21 protein-coding genes are annotated in these 23,041 nt (G+C 69.4%); 12 read left to right on the top strand and 9 right to left on the bottom strand.

Features of this window, described 5'->3' with window-relative positions:
• Positions 1–946: 946 nt before the first annotated feature.
• Both ACQHIV_RS15745 and ACQHIV_RS15740 read left to right on the top strand, forming a co-directional pair.
• Entirely contained in the window at positions 947–1,408 is a 462-nt protein-coding gene (locus tag ACQHIV_RS15745; protein WP_427896691.1) for a hypothetical protein, read from the top strand.
• Positions 1,409–1,785: 377 nt separating this feature from the next.
• Positions 1,786–2,115, top strand: coding sequence for a hypothetical protein (locus tag ACQHIV_RS15740; RefSeq protein ID WP_427896689.1), 330 nt, complete (start codon positions 1,786–1,788; stop codon positions 2,113–2,115).
• Here ACQHIV_RS15740 and ACQHIV_RS15735 read toward each other — a convergent pair.
• The 3 genes from ACQHIV_RS15735 to lpdA form a co-directional block, all read right to left on the bottom strand.
• Entirely contained in the window at positions 2,112–2,999 is an 888-nt protein-coding gene (locus tag ACQHIV_RS15735) for a TIGR01777 family oxidoreductase (RefSeq protein WP_427894971.1), read from the bottom strand. The two genes, ACQHIV_RS15740 and ACQHIV_RS15735, sit on opposite strands and share 4 nt — an antisense overlap.
• A gap of 88 nt (positions 3,000–3,087) precedes the next feature.
• Entirely contained in the window at positions 3,088–5,067 is a 1,980-nt protein-coding gene (sucB, locus tag ACQHIV_RS15730) for a 2-oxoglutarate dehydrogenase, E2 component, dihydrolipoamide succinyltransferase (protein ID WP_427894969.1), read from the bottom strand.
• A gap of 127 nt (positions 5,068–5,194) precedes the next feature.
• Positions 5,195–6,574 (bottom strand): dihydrolipoyl dehydrogenase, encoded by a 1,380-nt coding sequence (gene lpdA / locus ACQHIV_RS15725; RefSeq protein ID WP_427894967.1) that lies wholly within the window; start codon positions 6,572–6,574, stop codon positions 5,195–5,197.
• A gap of 183 nt (positions 6,575–6,757) precedes the next feature.
• Between lpdA and ACQHIV_RS15720 the strand changes: the two genes are divergently transcribed.
• Positions 6,758–7,072: a hypothetical protein gene (locus ACQHIV_RS15720; protein ID WP_427894965.1), complete on the top strand. Its 315-nt coding sequence runs from the start codon at positions 6,758–6,760 to the stop codon at positions 7,070–7,072.
• On the opposite strand, the gene ACQHIV_RS15715 is transcribed toward ACQHIV_RS15720, so the two are convergent.
• Positions 7,069–7,839 (bottom strand): nitrilase-related carbon-nitrogen hydrolase, encoded by a 771-nt coding sequence (locus ACQHIV_RS15715; RefSeq protein WP_427894964.1) that lies wholly within the window; start codon positions 7,837–7,839, stop codon positions 7,069–7,071. The genes ACQHIV_RS15720 and ACQHIV_RS15715 overlap by 4 nt on opposite strands.
• 29 nt (positions 7,840–7,868) lie before the next feature.
• Between ACQHIV_RS15715 and ACQHIV_RS15710 the strand changes: the two genes are divergently transcribed.
• A complete protein-coding gene (locus ACQHIV_RS15710; RefSeq protein WP_427894963.1) occupies positions 7,869–8,507 on the top strand; it encodes a GntR family transcriptional regulator in 639 nt (212 codons plus the stop codon).
• Here ACQHIV_RS15710 and ACQHIV_RS15705 read toward each other — a convergent pair.
• Complete coding sequence (locus ACQHIV_RS15705; RefSeq protein ID WP_427894962.1) at positions 8,494–9,783, bottom strand: MFS transporter; 1,290 nt, start codon at positions 9,781–9,783, stop codon at positions 8,494–8,496. The genes ACQHIV_RS15710 and ACQHIV_RS15705 overlap by 14 nt on opposite strands.
• A 75-nt stretch (positions 9,784–9,858) precedes the next feature.
• Here ACQHIV_RS15705 and ACQHIV_RS15700 point away from each other — a divergent pair, with 75 nt between their 5' ends.
• Positions 9,859–10,524 (top strand): DUF2848 domain-containing protein, encoded by a 666-nt coding sequence (locus ACQHIV_RS15700; RefSeq protein ID WP_427894961.1) that lies wholly within the window; start codon positions 9,859–9,861, stop codon positions 10,522–10,524.
• A gap of 1 nt (position 10,525) precedes the next feature.
• Complete coding sequence (locus ACQHIV_RS15695; RefSeq protein WP_427894960.1) at positions 10,526–10,846, top strand: cupin domain-containing protein; 321 nt, start codon at positions 10,526–10,528, stop codon at positions 10,844–10,846.
• Here ACQHIV_RS15695 and ACQHIV_RS15690 read toward each other — a convergent pair.
• Positions 10,840–12,333: a leucyl aminopeptidase gene (locus ACQHIV_RS15690; protein ID WP_427894958.1), complete on the bottom strand. Its 1,494-nt coding sequence runs from the start codon at positions 12,331–12,333 to the stop codon at positions 10,840–10,842. The genes ACQHIV_RS15695 and ACQHIV_RS15690 overlap by 7 nt on opposite strands.
• A 98-nt stretch (positions 12,334–12,431) precedes the next feature.
• Between ACQHIV_RS15690 and gcvT the strand changes: the two genes are divergently transcribed.
• The 6 genes from gcvT to ACQHIV_RS15660 all read left to right on the top strand — a co-directional run bounded on the left by gcvT (position 12,432) and on the right by ACQHIV_RS15660 (position 20,099).
• Positions 12,432–13,544: a glycine cleavage system aminomethyltransferase GcvT gene (gene gcvT / locus ACQHIV_RS15685; RefSeq protein WP_427894956.1), complete on the top strand. Its 1,113-nt coding sequence runs from the start codon at positions 12,432–12,434 to the stop codon at positions 13,542–13,544.
• Positions 13,545–13,905: 361 nt separating this feature from the next.
• Complete coding sequence (locus tag ACQHIV_RS15680) at positions 13,906–14,913, top strand: ABC transporter permease (RefSeq protein WP_427894954.1); 1,008 nt, start codon at positions 13,906–13,908, stop codon at positions 14,911–14,913.
• A 41-nt stretch (positions 14,914–14,954) separates the two neighbouring features.
• The gene (locus ACQHIV_RS15675; protein ID WP_427894953.1) at positions 14,955–16,715 is read left to right on the top strand and encodes an ABC transporter substrate-binding protein; all 1,761 of its coding nucleotides are present in this window, start codon (positions 14,955–14,957) and stop codon (positions 16,713–16,715) included.
• Between the two features lie 95 nt (positions 16,716–16,810).
• The gene (locus ACQHIV_RS15670) at positions 16,811–17,803 is read left to right on the top strand and encodes an ABC transporter permease (RefSeq protein WP_427894951.1); all 993 of its coding nucleotides are present in this window, start codon (positions 16,811–16,813) and stop codon (positions 17,801–17,803) included.
• Entirely contained in the window at positions 17,800–19,011 is a 1,212-nt protein-coding gene (locus tag ACQHIV_RS15665; RefSeq protein WP_427894949.1) for an ABC transporter ATP-binding protein, read from the top strand. Before ACQHIV_RS15670 ends, ACQHIV_RS15665 begins: the two co-directional genes overlap by 4 nt.
• A 20-nt stretch (positions 19,012–19,031) precedes the next feature.
• The gene (locus ACQHIV_RS15660; RefSeq protein ID WP_427894947.1) at positions 19,032–20,099 is read left to right on the top strand and encodes an ABC transporter ATP-binding protein; all 1,068 of its coding nucleotides are present in this window, start codon (positions 19,032–19,034) and stop codon (positions 20,097–20,099) included.
• A gap of 52 nt (positions 20,100–20,151) precedes the next feature.
• Here the strand turns inward: ACQHIV_RS15660 and ACQHIV_RS15655 are convergent, their stop codons facing one another.
• From ACQHIV_RS15655 to ACQHIV_RS15645, 3 genes are all read right to left on the bottom strand, one after another.
• Positions 20,152–20,721 (bottom strand): hypothetical protein, encoded by a 570-nt coding sequence (locus ACQHIV_RS15655; protein WP_427894945.1) that lies wholly within the window; start codon positions 20,719–20,721, stop codon positions 20,152–20,154.
• Between the two features lie 114 nt (positions 20,722–20,835).
• Positions 20,836–22,137, bottom strand: a complete 1,302-nt coding sequence (locus ACQHIV_RS15650) for a sugar ABC transporter permease (RefSeq protein ID WP_427894943.1) — start codon at positions 22,135–22,137, stop codon at positions 20,836–20,838.
• Entirely contained in the window at positions 22,134–22,949 is an 816-nt protein-coding gene (locus ACQHIV_RS15645) for an ATP-binding cassette domain-containing protein (protein WP_427894941.1), read from the bottom strand. Before ACQHIV_RS15645 ends, ACQHIV_RS15650 begins: the two co-directional genes overlap by 4 nt.
• Positions 22,950–23,041: the final 92 nt, after the last annotated feature.

Genomic DNA, 23,041 nt, shown 5'->3' with positions numbered 1-23,041 from the left:
CAACCGTCCAACTCGAGCCAGGCGACCAGCCGCGAGACCAGCCCAGGTCTGCAACCGCCCAGCTCCAACAACGCAGGCACTCCCGCGACCAACCCAGTGCGGCAACCGTCCAACTCCAGCCAGGCGACCAGCCGCGAGACCGGCCCAGGTCTGCAACCGCCCAGCTCCAACAACGCAGGCACTCCCGCGACCAACCCAGTGCGGCAACCGTCCAACTCCAGCCAGGCGACCAATCGCGAGACCGGCCCAGGCCTGCAACCGCCCAGCCCCAACAACGCAGGCACCCCTGCGACCAACCCAGCGGACCACCCGCCCAACTCCAACCAAGCGAGCGATCCGTCGACCAGTTCGGAGCAGCAACGGTCCAACCCGCGGGCGGCCTCGAACCCCGCGTCCAGCGCCGCACCGGCCGTCGGGCAGCAACCGCTCGACTCCGGTACTGCGTGCAGCCCCGTAGCCCGCGCCAACCATCGCCAGACCCCGCCCACCGCCCCGCCTGACGATGACGGCGCACCCTCGCTCGCCCGCAACCCGTTGGCGCCCCCGCTGCCAACCCCCAACACACCCGAGCCAACCCACCCGTCCCAACCGCACCACCCAACCCCCACCACCGCAAACCCCACCCGCGCCCGCGTAAGCCGCCGCACCAAAACCCCAACCGGCCGCACAATCCGTACGACCCGCTCCGCCCGCCTCCACACCCCACACAGCACGTCCCCCAGCCGAACGCCCCACGCCACCGATGCGCCCGCACCTGACGCAGTCCCCGCCGGCGGAATCCCCGGCAGCGCAGTCCCGCACACCGCGGACCGGACTGGCACAGGAACCAGCGACACAGGCTCAACCGCTGTGCGCCCAGCTGCTACTGGAACAAGCAGCACGGCAGCTGCTGGCGCCAAGACCGGCCACGCAGACCCCGCATGTGCAAGCCCAGGACCCCCGACCGGTGGCGGCGGAACTGCTGGTGAAGCTGGTGGTGCAGGAGCTGGTGGTGCAGGCTCCGCCGTTGCGGGCTTGGGCAATACGGGGACACGGCGCACAGCAACCGTCAGCTCAAGAACCGATGGTTCTGGAGCGGGTGGTTCCGGCGCGGGTGGTCACGGAGCGGGTGGTCACGGAGCGGGTGGTCACGGCGCGGGTGGTCACGGAGCAGGTGGTCACGGAGCGGGCGGTCACGGAGCGGGTGGTCATGCACCGGGGGCTCGTGGACCGGGTCCTGCTGGAGCTCGTGGGCTGGGTAAGCCTGATCTTGCGGGTGCCGCCTGGGGCGCAGGGCTTCGGGGCCGTGGGCAGGGCCGGCGTCGAGATGGGTTTCGGCGTGGGCGGCTGCGGGATCGACGGGTTGTTGGTGGCCGGCAGCGGTATGGGCGGTACATGCATCCCGCGTACGGCGTACTGGCGGCAGTAGCGGCCGGAGCTGTCGTCGTACTCGTACTCGGCATCGCGGCCGTGCGCACCGTCGACAGCTCGACAAGCGCACAGTCCGAACCACCCAAGTCACCGGCCATGCAGCAAACGACCACCGGGGCCGCGTCCACGCTGCCCACATCTCGTCAGTCGACTTCTGCCCGGCCTACTGCACAACCGGTGACACCGACCGGTGCGCACCCGACGCCCGCGAGGAAGCCGACGCAGGGTGCGGAACCGACACCGGGTGCGGAGCCGACACGGGTGGGCGAGCGAGCTGGTGGTCCGCCGACCGTTGCGAGTGTTGATCCGAGAGCTTGGCTGCGGACGTTGGAGCGGCTTGACGACCAACGGTCGCAGGCGTTCAGCACGCTTGACGTGGCCGCACTCGACCAGATCTATATGCCGGGAAGCCCGCCTTGGGCAGCCGATCGGGCGTTGTTGGCCAGCTATCGGAAGCAGAACGTGCGGGTGCAGGGGCTCCGGATCACGATCGAGAGCGCCACGATCGCCGCGCGTACGCCGACCACCATCACGCTGCGCACCGTCGACCACCTCACCGCGGGTGAAGTCGTCGACCGGCTCGGTACGAAGACCCCACTCCCGGCAGGTCAGCTCTCAGCGCGGCTCATCACCCTGACCGCAGTGCCTACAAGCTCGAAAAGCCAGCCTTGGCGCATCACCACGATCGCTCGCGCGACTACCTAGGTGAGGGCGGCGGAAATGGCGGTGGCTACTTGGGGGTGGTGGAAGGTGAAGCCGGTGGATTGGAGCCGGGTCGGCAGGGCTCGCTTGCTGCCCAGAAGTTCCCACGCGAACTCGCCCAGTACGAGCTGCATCAGGGCGGCCGGGACAGGGACGAAGGACGGGCGGTGGAGAGCCGTCGCCAAGGCTTCGGTGAACTCGATGTTGGTGGCGGGGGTCGGTAGGGCGATGTTGACCGGGCCTTCCACCGCGTCGTTCTCGGCTACGTGGCGGACGGCGCGGATCCAGTCGGTGAGGGAGACGACCGGGAAGTACTGCGTACCCGAGCCGAGGCGGCCGCCGAGGCCGAGGCGGAACGGGATGGAGAGGAGCTGGAACGCCGGAGCCTTGCGGCCCAGGACGACGCCGGTGCGGAGGGCAGCGACCCGGCAGCCTGCCGTGCGGGCGGGTTCGAGCGCGCCTTCCCAGAGGCGGACGACGTCGGCGAGGAAGCCGTCACCGAGGTCGGAGTCCTCGGTGAGGATGCGGTCGCCGAGGTCGGTGCCGTACCCGCCGATCCCGCTCTGCGTGATCAGTACGGGCCGGCGGTCGAGTTGCGTCGCGGCCGCCGCGAGGGTTGCCGTCGTACGGACGCGGCTCTCGCGGATCGTCATCCGGTACGTCGGTGTCCACGGGCGGCCGATGTTCGCGCCGGCGAGGTTGACCAGTACGTCGGGATCGTCGAGGGCGGCCGGGTCCAGGTCGCCGCGGGCCGGGTCCCAGCGGAGTTCGTCCGGCGCCGCCGGGGTACGCCGTACCAGCCGCAGTACTTGGTGGCCGTCGGCAACCAGATCGCGGGCGAGGGCCCGGCCGAGGAAGCCGGACGCGCCGGCCAGTACGTATTTCATCGCGGACTACTCCCTGTCGGGTGAACGCGAAGGCGCCGGTGGCCGTCCCCCGCGCGGAGGACAGGCACCGGCGCCGTCGTCGATCGGATCAGACGTCGAACTGGGCCTCTTCGAGGCGCTGCTTCACGGCCGTCAGGTAGCGGGCCGCGTCGGCGCCGTCGACCAGGCGGTGGTCGTAGGTCAGCGCCAGGTACACCATCTGCCGGATCGCGATCGTCTCGCCGAGCTCCGGGTGGGTGATGACGACCGGGCGCTTCACCACCGCACCGGTCCCGAGCATGCCGACCTGCGGCTGGTTCAGGATCGGGGTGTCGAACAGCGCGCCCCGGCTACCGGTGTTGGTGATCGTGAACGTGCCGCCCGCCATCTCGTCCGGCAGCACCTTGTTGTTGCGGGTGCGGTCGGCGAGGTCGGCGATCTTCTTCGCCAGGCCCGCGATGTTCAGGTCGCCGGCGTTGTGCACGACCGGGACCATCAGGCCGCGCTCCACGTCCACGGCGATGCCCAGGTGCTCGGCGGCGTGGTACGTGATCTCGCCCTTCTCCTCGTCGATCGAGGCGTTGAGCTTCGGGTACTGCTTGAGCGCGTCGACCGCGGCGAGAGCGAAGAACGGCAGGAAGGACAGCTTGACGCCCTCGCGGGCCTCGAACTCGGCCTTCTTCTTGTTCCGCAGCTTGGCGATCTCGGTGACGTCGACCTCGACCACGGTGGTCAGCTGGGCCGAGACCTTCAGGCTGTTCACCATGTGCGCGGCGATCGCCTTGCGGATGCGGCTCATCTTCTCGGTGGTGCCGCGCAGCGGGCTGATCGCGGGCGCCTTCGCGGCGGCGGGGGCCGGGGCCGCGGGGGCGGCTGCTGGTGCGGCGGCCGCGGCGGCCTTGTTGGCCTCGGCGGCGGCGAGTACGTCCTGCTTGCGGATGCGGCCGCCGACACCGGTGCCCTGTACTGCGTTCAGGTCGACGGCGTGCTCCGCGGCCAGCTTGCGGACCAGCGGGGTGACGTAGTTCGGGCCGTCGGTGGCGGCGCCGTTGGGGGATGCGGCCGGTACGGCGGGAGCCGGAGCGGCAACAGGCGCCGGAGCGGCGGCGGCCGGAGCGGCAACCGGTGCGGGCGCGGCGGCCGGGGCGGCAACCGGAGCGGGTGCGGCGGCCGGGACCGGGGCTGCGGCGGGTGCGGGGGCCGGGGCAGCGGCGGGTGCCGGTGCGGGGGCCGGAGCAGGTGCGGCGGCGGGGGCTGCGGCGGTGGGGGCTGCGGCGGCCGGGGCCGGAGCTGCCGGGGCCGGGGCGGCGGCGGGGGTGCCGGAGCCGACGATGGCCAGTTCGGCGCCCACCTCTACGGTTTCGTCTTCGGCGACCTTGATTTCCAGGAGCTTGCCGGCGATGGGGGACGGGATCTCGGTGTCTACCTTGTCGGTGGAGACCTCGAGGAGTGGCTCGTCTACGGCTACGTCGTCGCCTACCTGCTTGAGCCAGCGGGTGACGGTGCCCTCGGTGACGCTTTCACCCAGGGCGGGGAGCGTGACGGAGGTGCCGGAGGCTGCCTGGGGTGCGTTGGCTGCGGCGGCCGGGGACTCTGTCTGGGTCGAGTTCGCGGCGGCCGCGGAAGGAGTGGTGGCAGCAGGCGCCGGGGCGGCGGGAGCAGCAGCCGGGGCAGCGGGCGGAGCGGCCGCGGGAGCCGCAGCAGCAGCGGGGGCCGGGGCGGCAGCAGCCGGAGCGGCGGCGGGGGCCGGGGCGGGGGCAGCGGACGGAGCCGCGGCGGGCGCCAGGGCGGCGGGAGCGGCAGCAGCTGGGGCTGCGGAGTCGGCGGGAGCGGCTGGGGCGGGGGATTCGCCGGCGTCGCCGATGACGGCCAGTTCGGCGCCTACCTCTACGGTTTCGTCTTCGGCGGCCTTGATCTCCAGCAGGGTGCCGGCGACAGGGCTCGGGATCTCGGTGTCTACCTTGTCGGTCGACACCTCCAGCAGGGGCTCGTCGACGGCCACCGTGTCACCGACCTGCTTGAGCCAGCGGGTGACGGTTCCTTCGGTGACGCTCTCCCCGAGGGCCGGCAGGGATACAGAGGTCGGCATGACGGTCGTTGCTCCTTCGTCTGATCGGTCGAGTGTCAGCCTACGGTGCCGCCGGAGCGCGTGGGATCCGGGTCACGGCCATCCCCACGCTCCTGCGGCCCCAACCTACTGGGGTGAACCAGCAGGGTCAGTCATGGAAGTGCAAAGGTTTCCCGGCGAGCGCCAGGTGCGCCTCGCCGAGGGCCTCGTTCTGGGTCGGGTGGGCGTGCACCAGCGGGGCGACGTCGGCCGGGTACGCCTCCCAGTTGTAGATCAGCTGCGCCTCGCCGATCAGCTCGCCGACGCGGGAACCGACCATGTGCAGGCCGACGACCGCGCCGTCGCGGGCGCGGACCAGCTTCACGAAGCCGGAGGTCTTGAGGATCTGCGACTTGCCGTTCCCGCCGAGCGGGTAGTTGAGGATGTCGACCTCGCCGTACTTCGCCCGCGCCTGCTCCTCGGTCAGTCCGACCGACGCGACCTCGGGCTCGGAGTACGTCACGCGCGGGATCCCGGTCTCGTCGATCGGGGTCGGCGCCAGGCCGGCGATGTGCTCGGCGACGAAGATGCCCTGCTGGAACCCGCGGTGCGCGAGCTGCAGGCCCGGCACGATGTCGCCGACGGCGTACACGCCCGGCACGCTCGTCTGCAGAGAAGCGTCGACGGTCACGAACCCGCGGTCCAGCGCGACGCCGACCTCTTCGTACCCGAGGCCGGCGGTGTTCGGCCCACGGCCGACCGCGACCAGCAGTACTTCGGCCTCGATGACCTCGCCGCCCGCGACGTGCACCTGTACGCCGGAGTCGGTCACCGTCACCGATTCGAACGGCGTACCCGTCTTGAAGGCGATCTTCCGCTTCCGGAACGCCCGCTCGAGGGTCTTGGAGGAGTCGGCGTCCTCGGCCGGGACCAGCCGCGGCAGCGCCTCGACGATCGTCACGCGGGTGCCGAACGAGGTCCACGCGGACGCGAACTCGACGCCGATCACGCCGCCGCCGAGGATCACCGCGGACTCCGGGACCCGGTCGAGCGTCAGCGCGTGCTCGCTCGCGATCACCCGGTGACCGTCGAGCTCGAGCCCGGGCAGCGACTTGGAGTAGGAGCCGGAGGCAAGGATGACGTTGCGGCCGGTGTACGTCGTGTCGCCGACCTGGACGGTCGTCGCCGACGTCAACCGCCCTTCGCCCTCGATCACGGTGATGCCGCGCGCCTTCAACTGGCCCTGCAGCCCCTTGAACAACCGCTCGACGACGCCGTCCTTGTACTTGTTCACGCCGCCCATGTCGACGCCCTCGAGCGTCGTCCGGACCCCGAACTGCTCACCCTCGCGGGCTGAGTCCGCGACCTCCGCGGCGTGCAGCAGCGCCTTGGTCGGGATGCAGCCACGGTGCAGACAGGTGCCGCCGACCTTGTCCTTCTCGATCAGCGCCACGGACAGGCCGAGCGTCGCGGCCCGCAGACCGGCCGCGTAGCCGCCGCTGCCCCCGCCGAGAATCACCAGGTCGTACGTCGTACCAGCGTCAGTCACAGGTTCCTCCGTGGGTCCGGTCGATGCGGGCGGTCCCGGATCGCGGGCCCCGCCCGCCGCCATCCTTTCACCGATAACCGCCGGATCCACGCCCGGGCCGGTTCTGGCGTGCCGACGGCGACCGGGGCCAACCGTTATCCAGGACTCCGGCCCCGACTTGCACACATAGTGGACACTGTCGTCATGAAGTGGTTCGGTCGCCGGCAGAAGGCCGGAACGATGCGCCGGGCGGACGCCCCGGACCAGGCGCACCTGCGGGAGTTCGCCCAGAGCCGCCAGGGTGTCGAGGGCTTCGTCGAGCCCAAGACGGCGGTCACCGACTACACCTTGCTGCTGGTCGCGATCGACGGTGAGTGGACCCGTCGGCGGGTCCCGTCGGTCAAGTGGGCGCACGACTTCGCGAACCGCCTCGGCATCCCGTCGTACGACGCGGCCGTGGTCGGCTACCCGCCGCGGATGCGCGAGTACAACGCCCGCATGAAGAAGAACGGTCGCTAAAGAATCGGTACCCGGGCCCGGATCGACGCGACCACGTCCGTGTCGACCGTGCCGTGCAGGATCCCGGCTGCCGCGTCCAGCCGAGCGTGCGTCTGTCCGAGCGGCCCGGTGAGGCTGCTCCGGCCGATCCCGAGCGGGTCGGTTCCCGTCGGCGGTACGTACGCCTGGTCGCATGCCAGCAGGTACGCCTGCGCGTCCGCCGCCCGCGCCCGGGTGAGCAGATCCCACTGCTCTTCCTTGCCCGGCCCCGCACCCCACGACGCCGGTATGACGACCAGCTCCGTCCCGAGCCGCCCGAGCTCCGTGAACTGCCCGGCGAACCGCAGGTCGTAACACGTCGCCAAGCCGACGGTCAGCCCGCGCCACCCGAAGCTGACCAGGCTGTTGCCCGGAGCAACCGTATCGGACTCGCGCGACCCGAACGCGTCGTACAGATGGATCTTCCGGTACGCCGCCTCGACGCCCGGCCCGGTGGCGAGCAAAGTGTTGTGCACGCGCCCGTCCGCGGCCGGCTCGAACAGCCCTGCGACCACGACGATCCCGAGGTCCGCGGCCACCGTCCGCAGCCCGGTCGCGAACGGCCCGTCGAGCGGTTCGGCCACCGTCGCGAGGTCGGTGCCGAAGCAGGCCGACGTGGCCTCGGGGAGCGCGACCAGCTCGGCTCCGGCGGCGGCCGCGCGCCGTACGGCGCCGGTCGCCGTGGCAAGGTTGGCGACCGGATCGGGACCGGCGACGAGCTGGGCCGCCGCCACGCGCAGGACTGTCATCAGGACCTCCGAGACTGTATACATGACGTATGCAATTGAGTGGGGATTCCGGCCGGGACCGCGCGTACCAGCATCTGCGGGCGGTCGTGCTGAGTGACCCGGCCGTGTCGGGGACGTTCATCAACGAGCAGGCGGTCGCGACCGAGGTGGGGATCTCGCGGACGCCGGTCCGGGAGGCGCTGCTGATGCTCGCCGCCGAGGACCTGGTGCAGCTCGTCCCGCACCGCGGCGCGTTCGTGGCGCCGGTGCCGGGCCGGGAGATCGCGGAGATGATGCAGGCCCGCGGCGTGATCGAGTGCTGGGCCGCGACGACCGCGCTGGCCGCCGGGAGCACCCCGGTCGACGCGATGTCCGCCGTGCTCGACCAGCAGCGCGCGATCGTCGGCGACGGCGACGCGAAGCAGTTCATCGAGCTGGACAGCCAGTTCCACGCGCTGCTGGTCGAGGCGGCCGGCAACTCGGTGCTCGGCCGGCTGTACGACAACCTGCGCGCCAAGCACGTCGTACTGGGGCTGGTTGCCCTGCAACGCAGTGCGACCAGAAGACAAGAGGTCGTCGCCGAGCATCAGGCGATCGTCGACGGTCTCGCGGCCGGCAAGCCCAACGTGGCCGAGAAGGCGATCCTCAGCCACCTGGACTCCACGGGCGCACTTCTCATGCACGGCTGACGACCAGCTCGTCCTGCACAGCCCGGCCGAGCCGCAGCCCCACCAGTGTGATCACACAAGCCACCACGATGTACGTCGCGATCGCATAGCCGGAGCCTGTCTTCGCCAGGAAGTACGTGAACGCCAGGGGCGCCAGCGCACCTCCGATGACGCCGGCGAACGTGTACGCCAGCGAGCTGCCCGTGTAGCGCAGCCGTGCCGTGAACTGTTCCGAAACGAACGCTGCCTGCGGCCCGTACATAAGAGAATGGAACAGCAACCCGATCACCACACCGGGAAGCAGTGTCGCCAACGACGACGCCATGGCGAAGAACACCACGCTCCAGACCGCGCCACCGACAGCACCGATCGCATAGACGGTACGGCGCCCGTACCGGTCGGAGAGCCACCCGGCCAGCGGAATCAGCACGACCTGACAGCCGGAGCCGACCAGTACGGCGGCAACGGCCTCGCCGCGGCTCATACCGAGGTCCTTGGTCGCGTAGGTGAGAACGAAGACCGCGAACATCGCGTAGAGCACGTCCGGCCCGACGCGCGCCAGGATCGCGGCGACCAGCGGCCGCGTCTCGTTCCGCAGTACCTCGGACACCGGGGCCTCCGGTCGCTCGCCGCGTGCCTCCAGCTCGCGGAACACCGGTGTCTCCTCGAGCTTCGTCCGGATCAGCAGGCCGAAGGCAACCAGTACGGCGGACAGCAGGAACGCGACCCGCCAGCCCCAGCTCAGGAACGCGTCCTCGGACAACGAGCCTGCGAGCACTCCCAGCACCCCGTTGGCGAGCAGTGTCCCGAGTGGAGGCCCGACCTGCGCGGCGGACGCCCAGAAGCCGCGCTGATCCGGCTTGCTGAACTCGCTGCTCAGCAGCACCGCCCCGCCCCACTCGCCACCCACGCCGACGCCCTGGGCGAAGCGGAGGACGACCAGCAGTGTCGGCGCGATCGCCCCGGCCTGGGCGTGCGTCGGCAGCAGGCCGATGCCGAAGGTGGCGACACCGATCAGCAGCAGCGTCGCGACCAGTACGCGTTTGCGGCCGATCACGTCGCCGAGCCGGCCGAAGAAGATGCCGCCGAGCGGCCGGGCGACGTACCCGACGGCGTACGTCGCGAACGCCTGCAGGGTCCCGGTGAGCGGATCGCTGCCCGGGAAGAAGAGGTCGCCGAAGACGAGCGCGGCGGCCGAGGAGTAGACGGCGAAGTCGTACCACTCCAGCGAGGTGCCGGACAGGCTCGCGGCGAACGCCTTCACGAGCCCGCGGCGGTCAGGGGCGGTAGTAGGCATGGGGTGGACCTCCAGGTCGGATTGCTACATACTCGCTGTATACAACGTGTTCACGCAAGACCTGAGGAGGAATCCATGCGATTCGAGCTACCGGACGGGAGCGCCCGCGAGGTCGAGGTGCGCTACGCGCTGAACGGTGGGTACGCCGGCCGCGAGACCGCGCAGGTCCGGCACCACGTCGACGAGCTCGCCGCCCTCGGCGTACCGGCGCCGAACCGGGTGCCGACGCTCTACCCGCTGTCGGCGTCCCTGGTCGGCCGGCCCGAATCCGTCCAGGTCGCGCACGGGCAGACGTCCGGGGAGGCGGAGTGGGCGCTGGTCGTCACGCCGGACGACTACCTGCTGACGGTCGCCTGCGACCACACCGACCGGGCGCTCGAGGTGCACGGTGTCGCCTGGAGCAAGCAGTCGGCGCCGGACGTGCTCGGCGACGTCGCGTGGCGGCTCGCGGAGGTCGAGGACGAGCTCGACAAGTTCACGCTGCGGGCCTGGGTCCGGCACGGGGACCGTGAGGAGCTGATCCAGGACGGGACGCTCGGGCAGCTGCTGCCACCGGCGTACTGGATCAAGGAACTGGGGGAGCGGCTGGTGCCGGGCACCGTGCTGCTGAGCGGGACGATCCCGATGATCGCGGGGGTGGACCAGTTCGGCGACGGTTGGCGGGTGGAGCTGACGGATCCGCGCGGGGTGAGCAGCCGCATCGCGTACCGGGTCGAAGAGCTCGCGCCGGCCTGGGACTGAGATGAAGGACGAGCGGGAGTTCTTCCCGAGCGGCCGGGGCGAGTGGGTCGAGGCCGGCGGCGGGGTGGCGGAGCAGGTGCTGAGCCAAGGGCCGGACGGGATGCTGACCAGGCTGGCGCGGTGGGCGCCGGGGACGACGACGGAGGCCGGCGTCATCCGGCACGAGTACGTCGAAGAGGTGTACCTGCTGGAGGGGGAGCTGACCGATCTCACCCTCCAGCAGACGTTCCGCGCCGGCGACTACGCGTGCCGGCCGCCGGGGATGCCGCACGGCCCGTACACGACTGTGACCGGCTGCACCATGCTGGAGATCCGCTACTGAGCTGAGGCGGCCAGCTCGATCAGGGTGCGGACGGCGTACCCGGTGCCGCCGTTCGGGGTGTAGCCGGCGGCGGCGCCGTCGTTGAAGGCGGGGCCGGCCACGTCGAGGTGCACCCAGTCGATGCCGTCGGCAACGAAGTCGCCGAGGAACGCGGCCGCGGCCAGCGCGCCGCCCCACGGCTCGCCGGTGATGTTCGCCAGGTCCGCGACCTTCGAGTGCGACTTCAGCTTGTCCAGCATCTCGGCCGGGATCGGCAGCGGCCACATCGCCTCGCCGGAGGCGACCGCCGCGTCCACCACCCGGTCCCGGGCGCCGTCGGTGTTCCCGAACGCGCCGGCCACCTTGGTGCCCAGGGCAACGACACAGGCGCCGGTCAGGGTGGCCACGTCGACGATCAGGTCGGGCTCGTCCTCGGAGGCCCGGACCAGCGCGTCGCCGAGCACCAGCCGGCCCTCGGCGTCGGTGTTCAGCACCTCGACGGTCTTGCCGCCGTACATCGTCAGCACGTCCGACGGCCGGGCCGCCGAACCCGACGGCATGTTCTCGGCCATCGCGGCGTACGTCGTGACCTGCACCGGCAGACCGAGCCGGGCGATCGCGAGCGTGGCGCCGATTACCGCGGCGGCGCCGGCCATGTCGGACTTCATGCTGACCATGCCGGTCGACGTCTTCAGCGACAGGCCGCCCGAGTCGAACGTGATGCCCTTGCCGACGAACGCCAGGTGCGTCACCGGCTTCTTCGGCGTGTACGTCAGCCGGACCAGCCGCGGCGGGTTCGTCGAGCCCTGGCCGACGCCCAGGATGCCGCCGTACCCGCCCTTGGCGAGCGCCTTCTCGTCGAGCACCTCGACCTTGACGCCGTACTCCTTGCCGAGCCGGACCGCGTCCGCGGCGAACTCGACCGGGTGCAGGTCCGACGGCGGGGTGTTCACCCAGTCGCGCACCTGGGCGACGGACTCGGCGGTCACCTGCGCGCGCTCGAGCGCGGCCTTGGCGTCCTTGTTCCGCGCGAGGTCGGTGATGACGGTCAGGCTGCCCGGCGTCTCGTCCTTGTCCGACGACTTGTACGCCGTGAACGCGTAGCGGCCGAGCAGCGCGCCCTCGGCGACGGCCCGCACGCACTCGGCGTCCGGCGTCGGCAGCGCGAACGCGACCGACTGGGTGGCCTTCGCGGCCCGGACGCCCGCACCGGCCGCGGCCCGCAGGTCCTCGGTCTTCAGCGAACCGTCCGGCGCCGCGCCGAGGCCGACCGCGATCAGCGTCGCCGACTTACCCGGTTTCGGTCCGGGAACCTTGGTCACCTCGCCGGCCTTCCCGGTGGCACCGAGGCCGGTCAGCACCTCCACCAGCTTCCCGCCGTACGCGGCGTTCAGCGACTCGGTGCCGGCCGGCAGGGTGACGCCGCCGCCGAGTTTGACCACGCCGATGACCACGGCGTCGGTCTTGACGCCGGCGGCATCGGACTTGCTCAGGGTGATGGTGGTCACGAAATCCTCAGTCCTCCTTGACCAGGCACTCAGATGGCCGGTCGTGACGGTACGTGCAAGCTGCCACCGCATGCTACGCGTCAGGTAGTTTGCGCTCCATGACCCCGTCACCTGCACAGCCGACCGATTTGAAGAAGTCCCCGTTGCACGAGCGCCATCTGGCCCTCGGTGCGAAGTTCGCCGAGTTCGGCGGCTGGGAGATGCCCCTGGAGTACAGCGGCGTCGTGGCCGAGCACACGGCGGTGCGTACGTCGGTCGGCGTCTTCGACGTCAGCCACCTCGGCAAGGCCACGGTCAAGGGCCCGGGCGCCGCGGCGTACGTGAACGCGTGCCTGACCAACGACCTCGGCAAGATCGCCCCCGGGCAGGCGCAGTACACCCTGTGCTGCAACGAGCGCGGGGGAGTGGTCGACGACCTGATCGCGTACCTGCACGCCGACGGCGACGTGTTCCTGATCCCGAACGCGGCCAACACCGCCGAGGTGGTCCGGCTGCTGCAGGCGGACGCGCCGGACGGCGTCGAGGTCACCAACGTGCACGACGACTACGCGATCCTCGCGGTCCAGGGCGCCAACAGCGACGAGGTGGTCTCCGCCATTGGTCTGCCCATCGGCCACGACTACATGGCCTTCGCGACGGCCGACTTCGGCGGTACGCCGGTTGTCGTCTGCCGGACCGGCTACACCGGCGAGCGTGGGTACGAGCTCGTCGTACCGAACGCCGCCGCCGTACCGGTCTTCGACGCACTACTGAAGGCCGGCGAGCAGTACGGCATCGTCCCGGCCGGACTGGGCGCACGGGACACGCTGCGGACCGAGATGGGGTACCCGCTGCACGGCCAGGACATCTCGCCGGACATCACGCCCGTCCAGGCCCGCTCGGGCTGGGCCGTCGGCTGGAAGAAGGAGCACTTCTGGGGCGACGCCGCCCTGCGCGCGGAGAAGGAACAGGGCCCGGTTCGCATCCTCCGCGGCCTGCGCGCGGCCGGCCGCGGTATTCCCCGGCCGCACATGACCGTTCTGGACCAATCGGGTGCGACTCTGGGCGAAGTGACTTCGGGCACGTTCTCTCCGACCTTGAAGAAGGGCGTTGCGTTGGCACTGCTCGACGCGGCGGTGAAAGAAGGCGACCAGGTGACCGTCGACATCCGCGGCCGGCAGGAAATCTTCGACGTCGTGAAACCACCGTTCGTGACGGTGCACGTGCGCTAGCGGGCCCTTGACACCCACTGCCACCGAACGCGTCAAATCGTCACTCTCCGTAATAACCTGGCACAAAATGGCCACTGTCGGTGCTGTGCCGACGCGCATTGCGAAGATTTGACTGCTCAGAGTGACGATTTGGGGCAAATATTCCGTTCCAGTACGCGTTCCGGTAACGATTTGTGCACTGGTGCCAGGCACCGCTGGTTTGGTGTCACAGTGTCAGGCAGGCTAGCGCGCGGTTGTGGGGTATTCGGGTGTCAAGGGGATTTGACGCGAGCCCGCCACAGAGCAAAGGCTCGGCACGCTATCCACCGATATGTGCCGGATCAACGGACCGAAATCCGGCCGACGAACTGACGGAGTGCGAATGAGTATTGGGTCGCCCGACTCGAGCGTAGGAGTCGAAGATCACCCGGCATCGGCGGAGCCGGTCCGCAGTGGCGCCACTCCGCACGGCAAGTCCCCGAGCCGGATCGCCTTCGACCGGCTGCGCAAGGACCGCGTCGCGGTCGTGTGCGCGTCCGTGGTGCTGTTCTTCATCCTGATCGCGGTGCTCGCGCCGTTGCTGGCCAAGCTCGAGGGCCAGGACATCGGCACCTTCCACCCCGAGCTGGTCGACGAGTACGGCTACCCGACGTTCAACGTGAACGGTCAGCACTGGTTCGGCGTCGAGCCCAAGACCGGGCGGGACAACTTCGCCCGCTGGGTGTACGGCGCGCAGCCGTCGCTGATCATCGCGTTCGTGGCCACCGTCGTCGGCACCGCCGTCGGCGTGGTGATGGGCCTGCTGGCCGGCTTCCTCGGCGGCTGGGTCGACCGGGTGATCTCCTGGCTGATCGACTTCGTGCTGAGCCTGCCGTACCTGCTGTTCGCGATCGCGCTGGTGCCGATCGTCGAGTCGATGCGCGGCGGGTCGTTCAACCTGACCCCCGACGACCAGGCGAACATCCGCTTCTACGTGCTGATCTTCGTACTCTCGTTCTTCGGCTGGGCAGGCCTGGCCCGGATCATCCGCGGCGAGGTGCTCTCGCTGCGGGAGCGCGAGTTCGTCCTTGCCGCCAAGGCGCTCGGTGTTCCGACCAGCCGTGTCCTCTTCAAGGAACTGCTGCCGAACCTGGTGGCCCCGATCGTCATCTCGGCCTCGCTGTCGCTGCCCGCGTACGTCACAGCGGAGGCCGGACTGTCTTTCCTCGGTGTCGGACTGGTCGAACCGAAGCCCTCCTGGGGCCAGACGATCGCCGTCGCCACGAACTGGTTCAAGGCCGACCCGCTGTACCTCTGGCTGCCCGTCGTCGGCATCACCGGTCTGGTGCTTGCCCTGGCGCTGCTCGGAGACGCGGTCCGGGACGCCTTCGACCCCAAGACTCGCCGGTAGTTCGGCGATTGCCCCAGCGGCAGAAAAGGAGAAACCCGACCATGCAGTGGAAACGGATAACCGCGGTCGCGGCGACGGTCATGCTGGCCGCCGTGGCCTGTGGCAGCCCGTCGTCGAACAGCGGAAACAACAGTGGTGGGAGCAATCTGGGGGGCGCCCAGGAAAAGGCTACGGACGCCACTGCGAAGGGCCCTGCCCCTGACGTCGACGGCGCGAAGAAGGGCGGCACGATCACCGTCCTCTCGGACGTGACCCCGTCGACCTTCGACAGTACCGACACGTACTACGTGGACGGGAACCAGATCGAGAAGCTGTTCTTCCGGAGCCTGACGCAGTACCGGCTGGAGGGCCCGAACCACAAGCCGGTCCTGGTCCCGGACCTCGCCGAGGACCTCGGTACGAAGTCCGAGGACGGTCTGACCTGGACCTTCAAGCTCAAGCAGGGCATCAAGTACCAGGACGGCACCCCGGTCAAGGCCGAGGACTACGCGTACGCGATCAAGCGGTCGTTCGCGACCGACCTGTTCACGGACGGCCCGACGTACCAGAAGACGTTCTTCCTGGACGGCGACAAGTACAAGGGCCCGTACGTCGCGGGCGGTGACAACTACAAGGGTGTCGAGACGCCGGACGACCACACGCTGGTCATCAAGCTGGCGAAGAAGTTCGACGACCTGCCGTACTACGCGGCCTTCCCGATGTTCGCGCCGATCCCGAAGGCGAAGGACACCCAGAAGAACTACGAGCTGAAGCCGATGGTGACCGGCCCGTACCAGGTCACGTCGAACGTCGTCGGCACCGAGCTCAAGCTGTCCAAGAACCCGAACTGGGACCCGAACACCGACCCGGTGCGGCACCAGTACGTGGACGGCTGGGACTTCAAGTTCGGCCAGGACCTGATCAAGGCCCAGCGCCAGGTGCTGGCCAGCAGCGGTCCGGACGCGAGCTCGCTGAGCTACTCGAACCTCGACGTCTCGCTGCTGCCCGAGGTCAAGGACCAGTCGCAGATGATCAAGGGCGAGTCGCCCTGCTCGATCATGTACACCATGGACACCCGGAAGATTCCGTTGGAGGTCCGCAAGCTGATCGCCAAGGCGTACCCGTACGACGCGTGGCGCAAGGTCGCCGGTCTGAACCCGACTGATGACCCGCCGTCGTCGACGATCCTGCCGCCGGCCGTGCCGGGCTTCGAGAAGTACCAGCTGCCGGGCCTGACCGGTACCGGTAAGGGTGCCGAGGACGACGCGGTCGCCGCCGAGGTCAAGTCCGAGCTGGCCAAGCTGGGCAAGTCGAACTTCGAGCTCAGCTGGTACTACTCGATCGACGACAAGATCTCGACCCAGGTGAACCAGCTGCGGACGCAGATGTTCACGAAGGCCGGCTTCAAGGTCCGTGCGGTCGGTCTGCCGAAGGCCAAGATCCGTGCGGCCAACGGTGACCAGAACGCTCCGGTCAACATCGGCAAGACTCCCGCCGGTTGGTGCTCCGACTGGCCGAGCGGCACCAGCTGGTTCCCGGTGCTGTTCAAGTCGGACGCGATCGGCCTGGGCAACAGCGTCGGCCAGCTGCAGGACAAGGCGCTCGACGCGGAGATCGACGCGGTCACCGCGAAGTCTCCCAACGACCAGCTGAAGGAATGGTCGAAGGTCGACAAGGACATCCTGGAGAAGTACCTGCCGGTGCTGCCGCTCTACTGGAGCTCCAGCAACTTCCCGGTCGGCACGAACATCGGGCACGCGGTCAACGACCCGACACAGGGCATGCCCGAGTTCACCTCGATGTTCCTGAAGCAGCCGTCCTGACAAGTCCGTTCTGACGAAGTACTGATCCACTGAAGGTGGCGTGGTGTCCGGACCACAAGTCCGGGCACCACGCCGATCGGTGAGGAGTCGATCCCGTGCTCTATTTCGTGGCGCGCCGCCTGGTCAGCGCGCTCAGTGTCGTGTTGGCAACGCTGATCGCGACCTTCGCGCTGTTCTTCATCGCGCCGACGGACCCCGCCGGCGCCATCTGCGGTGAGCGCCAGTGCACCACGCAGCGCTACAACGAGATCAAGCGGAACCTGCATCTCGACCAGCCCAAGGTGCAGCAGTTCGCCGAGTACACCGCCGGGATCTTCACCGGCCGCGACTTCACCACGTCCGGCGTGAAGCAGCACTGTGAAGCCCCGTGCCTCGGCTTCTCGTTCAAGAACAACCGTCCGGTCACCGACATGATCAAGTCCCGGTTCCCGGTGACGTTGTCACTGGTTCTCGGGTACGCCGTCCTGGTGCTCACGATCGGCGTCTTCGTCGGGTCGATGGCCGCCAAGCGGCGCGGAACCCTCGGCGACCGGGCCCTGATGAGCACGACCCTGGTCGTCAGCTCGGTGCCGTACTACATCGTCGCGCTGATGGTCGCGCTGTACCTGACCGTGCTGTATCCGATCCTTCCGCGCGGTGAATGGACGCCCCCGTCGGAGAATCCGGCGAAGTGGGTGGCCGGCCTGATAACCCCCTGGCTGGTGCTGGGGATCTACAACTGCACGTCCTATGCCAGATACTCCCGTGGATCCATGGTCGAGACACTGAGCGAGGACTACATCCGGACCGCGCGGGCCAAGGGCCTGTCCGACCGGGTGGTCACCTACAAGCACGCACTGCGTTCCGGGCTGATCCCGGTCGTGACGATCTTCGGCCTGGACGTCGCCGGCAGCCTCGGCGGCGCGATCTTCACCGAGCGGATCTTCGACCTTCCCGGCCTCGGTGTGCTCGTGCTGGACAGCTTGAACAACTACGACCTGCCGGTGATCATGGGCACCGTACTGGTGGCGTCGGTGCTGATCGTCGTGATGAACCTCGTGGTGGACGTCGGCTACAGCCTGATCGACCCCCGGGTGAGGCTCGCGTGAGCGCCGAGGCGTCGACCGACGGCGCGCCCGATGAGCAGGCACCCGAAGACCGGGCACCCGAAGACCGGAAGGACAGCATGGCCGACGACGCAGCGACCCCGGCGGACGCCCCGGCGGCGGCCGCGCCCCGCGGTCCCTCGGTCGCGACCCGTGAGCGTCGGCAGAGCTCCCTGAACCCGAGCGGCGAGACGCCGTACCTGGTGGTCGAGGACCTGACCGTGAAGTTCCCGACCGCCGACGGACTGGTCAGCGCGGTGAACGGGCTGAGCTACTCGGTCCCGCTCGGCCGGACGCTGTCGATCGTCGGCGAGTCCGGGTCCGGCAAGTCGGTGTCCAGCATGGCCGTGATGGGCCTGCACGACCGGAAGCGGACCCGGATCACCGGGTCGATTCGCGTCGGCGGCGACGAGATCGTCGGCCTCGGCGAGAACGACCTGATGAAGATCCGCGGCGACGCGGTGTCGATGGTCTTCCAGGACCCGCAGTCGTCGCTGCACCCGCTGTACACGATCGGCAACCAGCTGGTCGAGGCGTACCGGGTGCACCACAAGGTCTCCAAGGACGTCGCGAAGAAGCGCGCGCTGGAGATGCTCGACCTGGTCGGCATCCCGAACCCGCCGCGCCGGTTCAACCAGTACCCGCACGAGTTCTCCGGCGGTATGCGGCAGCGCGCGATGATCGCGATGAGCCTGATCAACGACCCGAAGCTGGTGATCGCCGACGAGCCGACCACCGCGCTCGACGTCACCGTGCAGGCGCAGATCCTGGACCTGCTGAACAACCTGCAGAAGGAGTTCGGCTCCGCGATCGTGCTGATCACCCACGACCTGGGGGTGGTCGCCGAGATGGCCGACGACGTGCTGGTGATGTACGCCGGCCGCTGCGTCGAGTACGGCACCGCCGAGGACGTGCTGGCGAACCCGCGGATGCCGTACACCTGGGGCCTGCTCGAGTCGATCCCGACCGTGTCGGCGGCGAACGAGCGGCTGCGCCCGATCAAGGGCCTGCCGCCGAGCCTGCTGAACCTGCCGGACGGCTGCTCGTTCAACCCGCGCTGCCCGTACAAGGACCGCGTCAAGGGCGAGCTGTGTACGACCGAACTGCCGGAACTGCTGCCGGTCGACGGCGCCGGTGCGCACACGTCCCGTTGTCACCTGCACGACAAGGTCTCGGTGTACGAGACCGAGGTCGCGCCGAGACTGGGCTGACGAGGGGACTGAGGAGAGAGATGAGCGACGCAACCCGTCCCGTCGACGCGGTCGGCACACCGGCCGCCAAGGGCGAGACCCTGCTCCAGGTCCGCGACCTGAAGATGCACTTCCCGATCAAGGAGGCCGCCGGCCTGGCCCGGACCAAGAAGGTCGTCCAGGCCGTCGACGGCGTCAGCTTCGAGCTGAAGGCCGGCGCCAGCCTCGGCCTGGTCGGCGAGTCCGGCTGCGGCAAGTCGACCACCGGCCGGATGATCACCCGGCTGCTGACCCCGACGGCCGGCGAGATCGTCTTCAAGGGCACCGACATCGCGCGGCTGAAGGAGCGGGACCTGCGCCCGTTCCGCCGGCAGTTGCAGATCGTCTTCCAGGACCCGTACAGCTCGCTGAACCCGCGGCAGACGGTCAGCAACATCCTCAGTACGCCGCTGCGGGTGCACAACCTGGTCCCGAAGAACAAGGAGCTCGAGCGGGTCCAGGAGCTGCTCGAGCGGGTCGGCCTGAACCCGGAGCACCATAACCGGTACCCGAACGAGTTCTCCGGCGGTCAGCGGCAGCGGATCGGGATCGCCCGGGCGCTGGCCGTCGAGCCCGAGGTGATCATCGCGGACGAGCCGGTGTCCGCGCTGGACGTGTCGATCCAGGCCCAGGTGATGAACCTGCTCGAGGACCTGCGCCGCGATCTCGGCATCGCGTTCGTGTTCATCGCGCACGACCTCGGCGTGGTCCGGCACTTCTGTGACGAGGTCGCGGTGATGTACCTCGGCAAGATCGTCGAGCAGGGCAGCCGGGACCAGATCTACAACGCGCCGCAGCACCCGTACACCCAGGCGCTGCTGTCCGCGGCCCCGGACCTCGGCACGATCCGCGGCGTACCGCCGAAGGAGCGGATCCGGCTGGTCGGCGACGTACCCTCGCCGATCGACCCGCCGAGCGGCTGCCGGTTCCGGACCCGGTGCTGGAAGGCGGAGGACATCTGCGCCACCCAGGAGCCGCTGCTGGAGATCAAGCCGCAGTCCTCCGAGGGCCACACGGCCGCCTGCCACTTCGCGGAGCCGAAGGTCGACCTGACCGCCGCCACCGCGTGATGTGCTGAGTAGGCCCCCGTCAATGGCGACGGGGGCCCACTCCTGTCTGCTCTTACTTGTGGGTCCAGACGTAGCCCATGAAGCCGTCCAGATGCCAGCCGGCCTTCACGTACGCCGCGGCCTGGGTGGTGCGCATGACCCGCCAGCCGAGCCCGTTCTTCGACACCCGGTAGATCTTCGTCCGATCCGCCGCGGCAGCGAGCGGGATCCGCCCGATGACACCCTCGTACACCCACGAACCCGAGGCCGCGAGCTTGTTGCGCTCGGCGGTGGAGATCGTCAACAGGTACGACGACCCCGACTTCACCCGCATCCGGAACACCGGGACCGTACCGCGGACCGCGGTGTTCGCGACGTAGCCGGGAACCTGTCCGGTGAACGTCCAGCCCCGCTTCTGCGCGGCCAGGAACTCAGCCTGGTTCGAGGTGTAGAAGTACCCCTTCGCACCGGCGGTGCGCATCTCGATCAGCTGCGTCCGGTACGACGTCGCCGTGGTGGACGTCGTCGCCGCGCCGGCGCTGTTCGCGACGGCCACCCCACCCGCGACCAGTGCCGCCGTGGTCACGACGGCACCGGCACCGATCGCCCGAGCACGACGGGTTCCCGGAATCTTCCACTTCATCGTTGTCAAACCTTTCGATCCTGGTCGAATTAGATGCTTCAGGCAACTAGCCCGTTCAGGACGTTAACCCCACAGAGGGTCTGGCCTCCCAGAGTCTGAGAGAACTCTCCGGCGTTACGCTCGGCCGTGGGCCTGGCGGCTGCGGCGGCTGAGCGAGTCGATCGTGACGGCGATCAGCAGGACACCGGCGGTGACGATGTAGCGGACACTCGAGTCCAGGCTGAGCAATGCGAGGCCGTTCGAGATCGACATGATCACCAGCGCGCCGAGGAGTGCGGAGTATGCCGAGCCGCGCCCGCCGAAGAGGCTGGTGCCGCCGATTACCGCGGATGCGATGGCGTTCAGGTTGGTGTCTGTGCTGCCGCTGGCCTGGCCGACCGCGACCAGCCTGGCCGCGGCCAGGATGCCGCCGAGGGCCGCGAACGTGGAGCAGGCGGCGAACACCGACAGGTAGATCGCCCGGACGTTGATACCGGCCCGGCGGGCGGCCTCGACGTTGCCGCCGACGGCGAAGACCGAGCGTCCCCAGCGGGTCCGGCGGACGGCGAAGTCGGCGACGACCACGAGCGCGAGGAACAGCAGGAACATCGAGGAGACACCGCGGTCGCCGTTCAGGATCGCGACCGGCACGAGCAGTACGACGGCCAGGCCGGCTGCCTGTACGGCGATGAACGACGTCGGCGCCGCGGACAGCCCGGCCGCGAGGCGGGCCTTCCGGCTCTGCAGGCGGGTGAGGGTGTAGACCGCGACGACAACGACGACCAGCCCGTAGGCGACAGCGGGGGAGAGGAAGCTGCGGGTGGCGAACCCCACCAGCGCGGAGTCGTACGGCAGGTTGATCGTGCCGTCCTTGCCCAGCACCAGCAGCTGCAACCCGAGGAACCCGAGCAACCCGGCGAGCGTGATGACGAAACTCGGTACGCCGAACCGTGTGTACAGCAGGCCGTAGAAGAGCCCGACCAGCACGCCGAGCGCGATGCCGATCAGCAACGAGACCACGAGCGGCCAGCCCTTGTTGACGAACGTGACACCGACGACCGCCGCCGCGAACCCGCTGACCGAACCGACCGACAGGTCGATCTCCCCGAGCAGCAGGACCAGCACGATGCCGAGCGCGATCACGCCGACCGACGTCGTCTGCAACGTCAGGTTCACGAGGTTCCGGCTGGACAGGAACGAGCTGTTCGCGATCTGGAAGACCGCCCAGATGATGATCAGCCCGATCACCACCGGGACCGATCCGAGGTCGCCGGAGCGCAGCCGGGCGGTGAACGCACTGACCGCGCCGCTGATCCCGCGGCTCGCGATCAGCCGTTCGTCCTGCAGGTCGGCCGGCAGCTCGGCGGCCGACTGCACGCCGCCGTCGGGCTCCGGAGCGGTGTCCTGGGGGCGGGTGCCCGATCCCTGGATGCTCATCTGGTGGGACCCTCCTCCCGGTTCCGGCGCGTCGCGCGCGCGGAGACCGCGTTGTCTTCGGCGCCGGTGATCGCGGCGATGATGTCCTGCGTCCGGGTCTCGCTGACCACGAAGACACCGTTGTTCCGGCCGAGCCGCAGGACCGCGACCCGGTCGGCGACCGCCATCACGTCGGCCATGTTGTGGCTGATCAGGATCACCGCGAGGCCGCGTTCGCGGAGCCGTTCGACCAGGTTGAGGACCTCGGCGGTCTGAGCTACGCCGAGGGCCGCGGTCGGTTCGTCCAGCATCACGACCTTGGGCCGGCCGAGCAGGCTGCGGGCGATCGCGACGGTCTGCCGCTGGCCGCCGGACAGGCTGGCGACCGGGATCCGGACCGAGGGGATCTTCGCGGACAGCTGCCGGAGCAGGTCCCAGGACCGGCGTTCCATCTCGACCTCGTCGAGGGCGCCCGCGGTCCGCAGCTCGCGGCCGAGGTAGAGGTTCGCGACCACGTCGAGGTTGTCGCAGAGCGCCAGGTCCTGGAACACGGTGGCGATCCCGAGTTGTTGCGCCTCGGCCGGGCTGCCGACCCGGACCTGGCGGCCGTCGAAGACCATCGTCCCGTCGTCGGCGGTGTAGACGCCGGCGATGGTCTTGACCAGCGTGGACTTGCCGGCGCCGTTGTCGCCGACCAGCGCGAGTACCTCGCCGGCCCGGACGTCCAGCTCGATGTTCTTCAGCGCCTGGACGGCGCCGAAGCGCTTGGAGATCCCCTGCAGCCGCAGCACCGTGCCGGCGCCGACGTCGAGGGGAGCCGGGGTTACAGTCACGCGATCAGCCTCCTGGGCTTGGATTTCAGGCCATGATCCGGCGGTACGGCGGGGCGGAACAGGCTCTGCCGGTTACGGAACCTGAAAGACCG

This window comes from Kribbella polygonati, assembly GCF_050320105.1.
Lineage (GTDB): Bacteria > Actinomycetota > Actinomycetes > Propionibacteriales > Kribbellaceae > Kribbella.
This window is presented reverse-complemented; position numbering and strand designations above follow the sequence as displayed.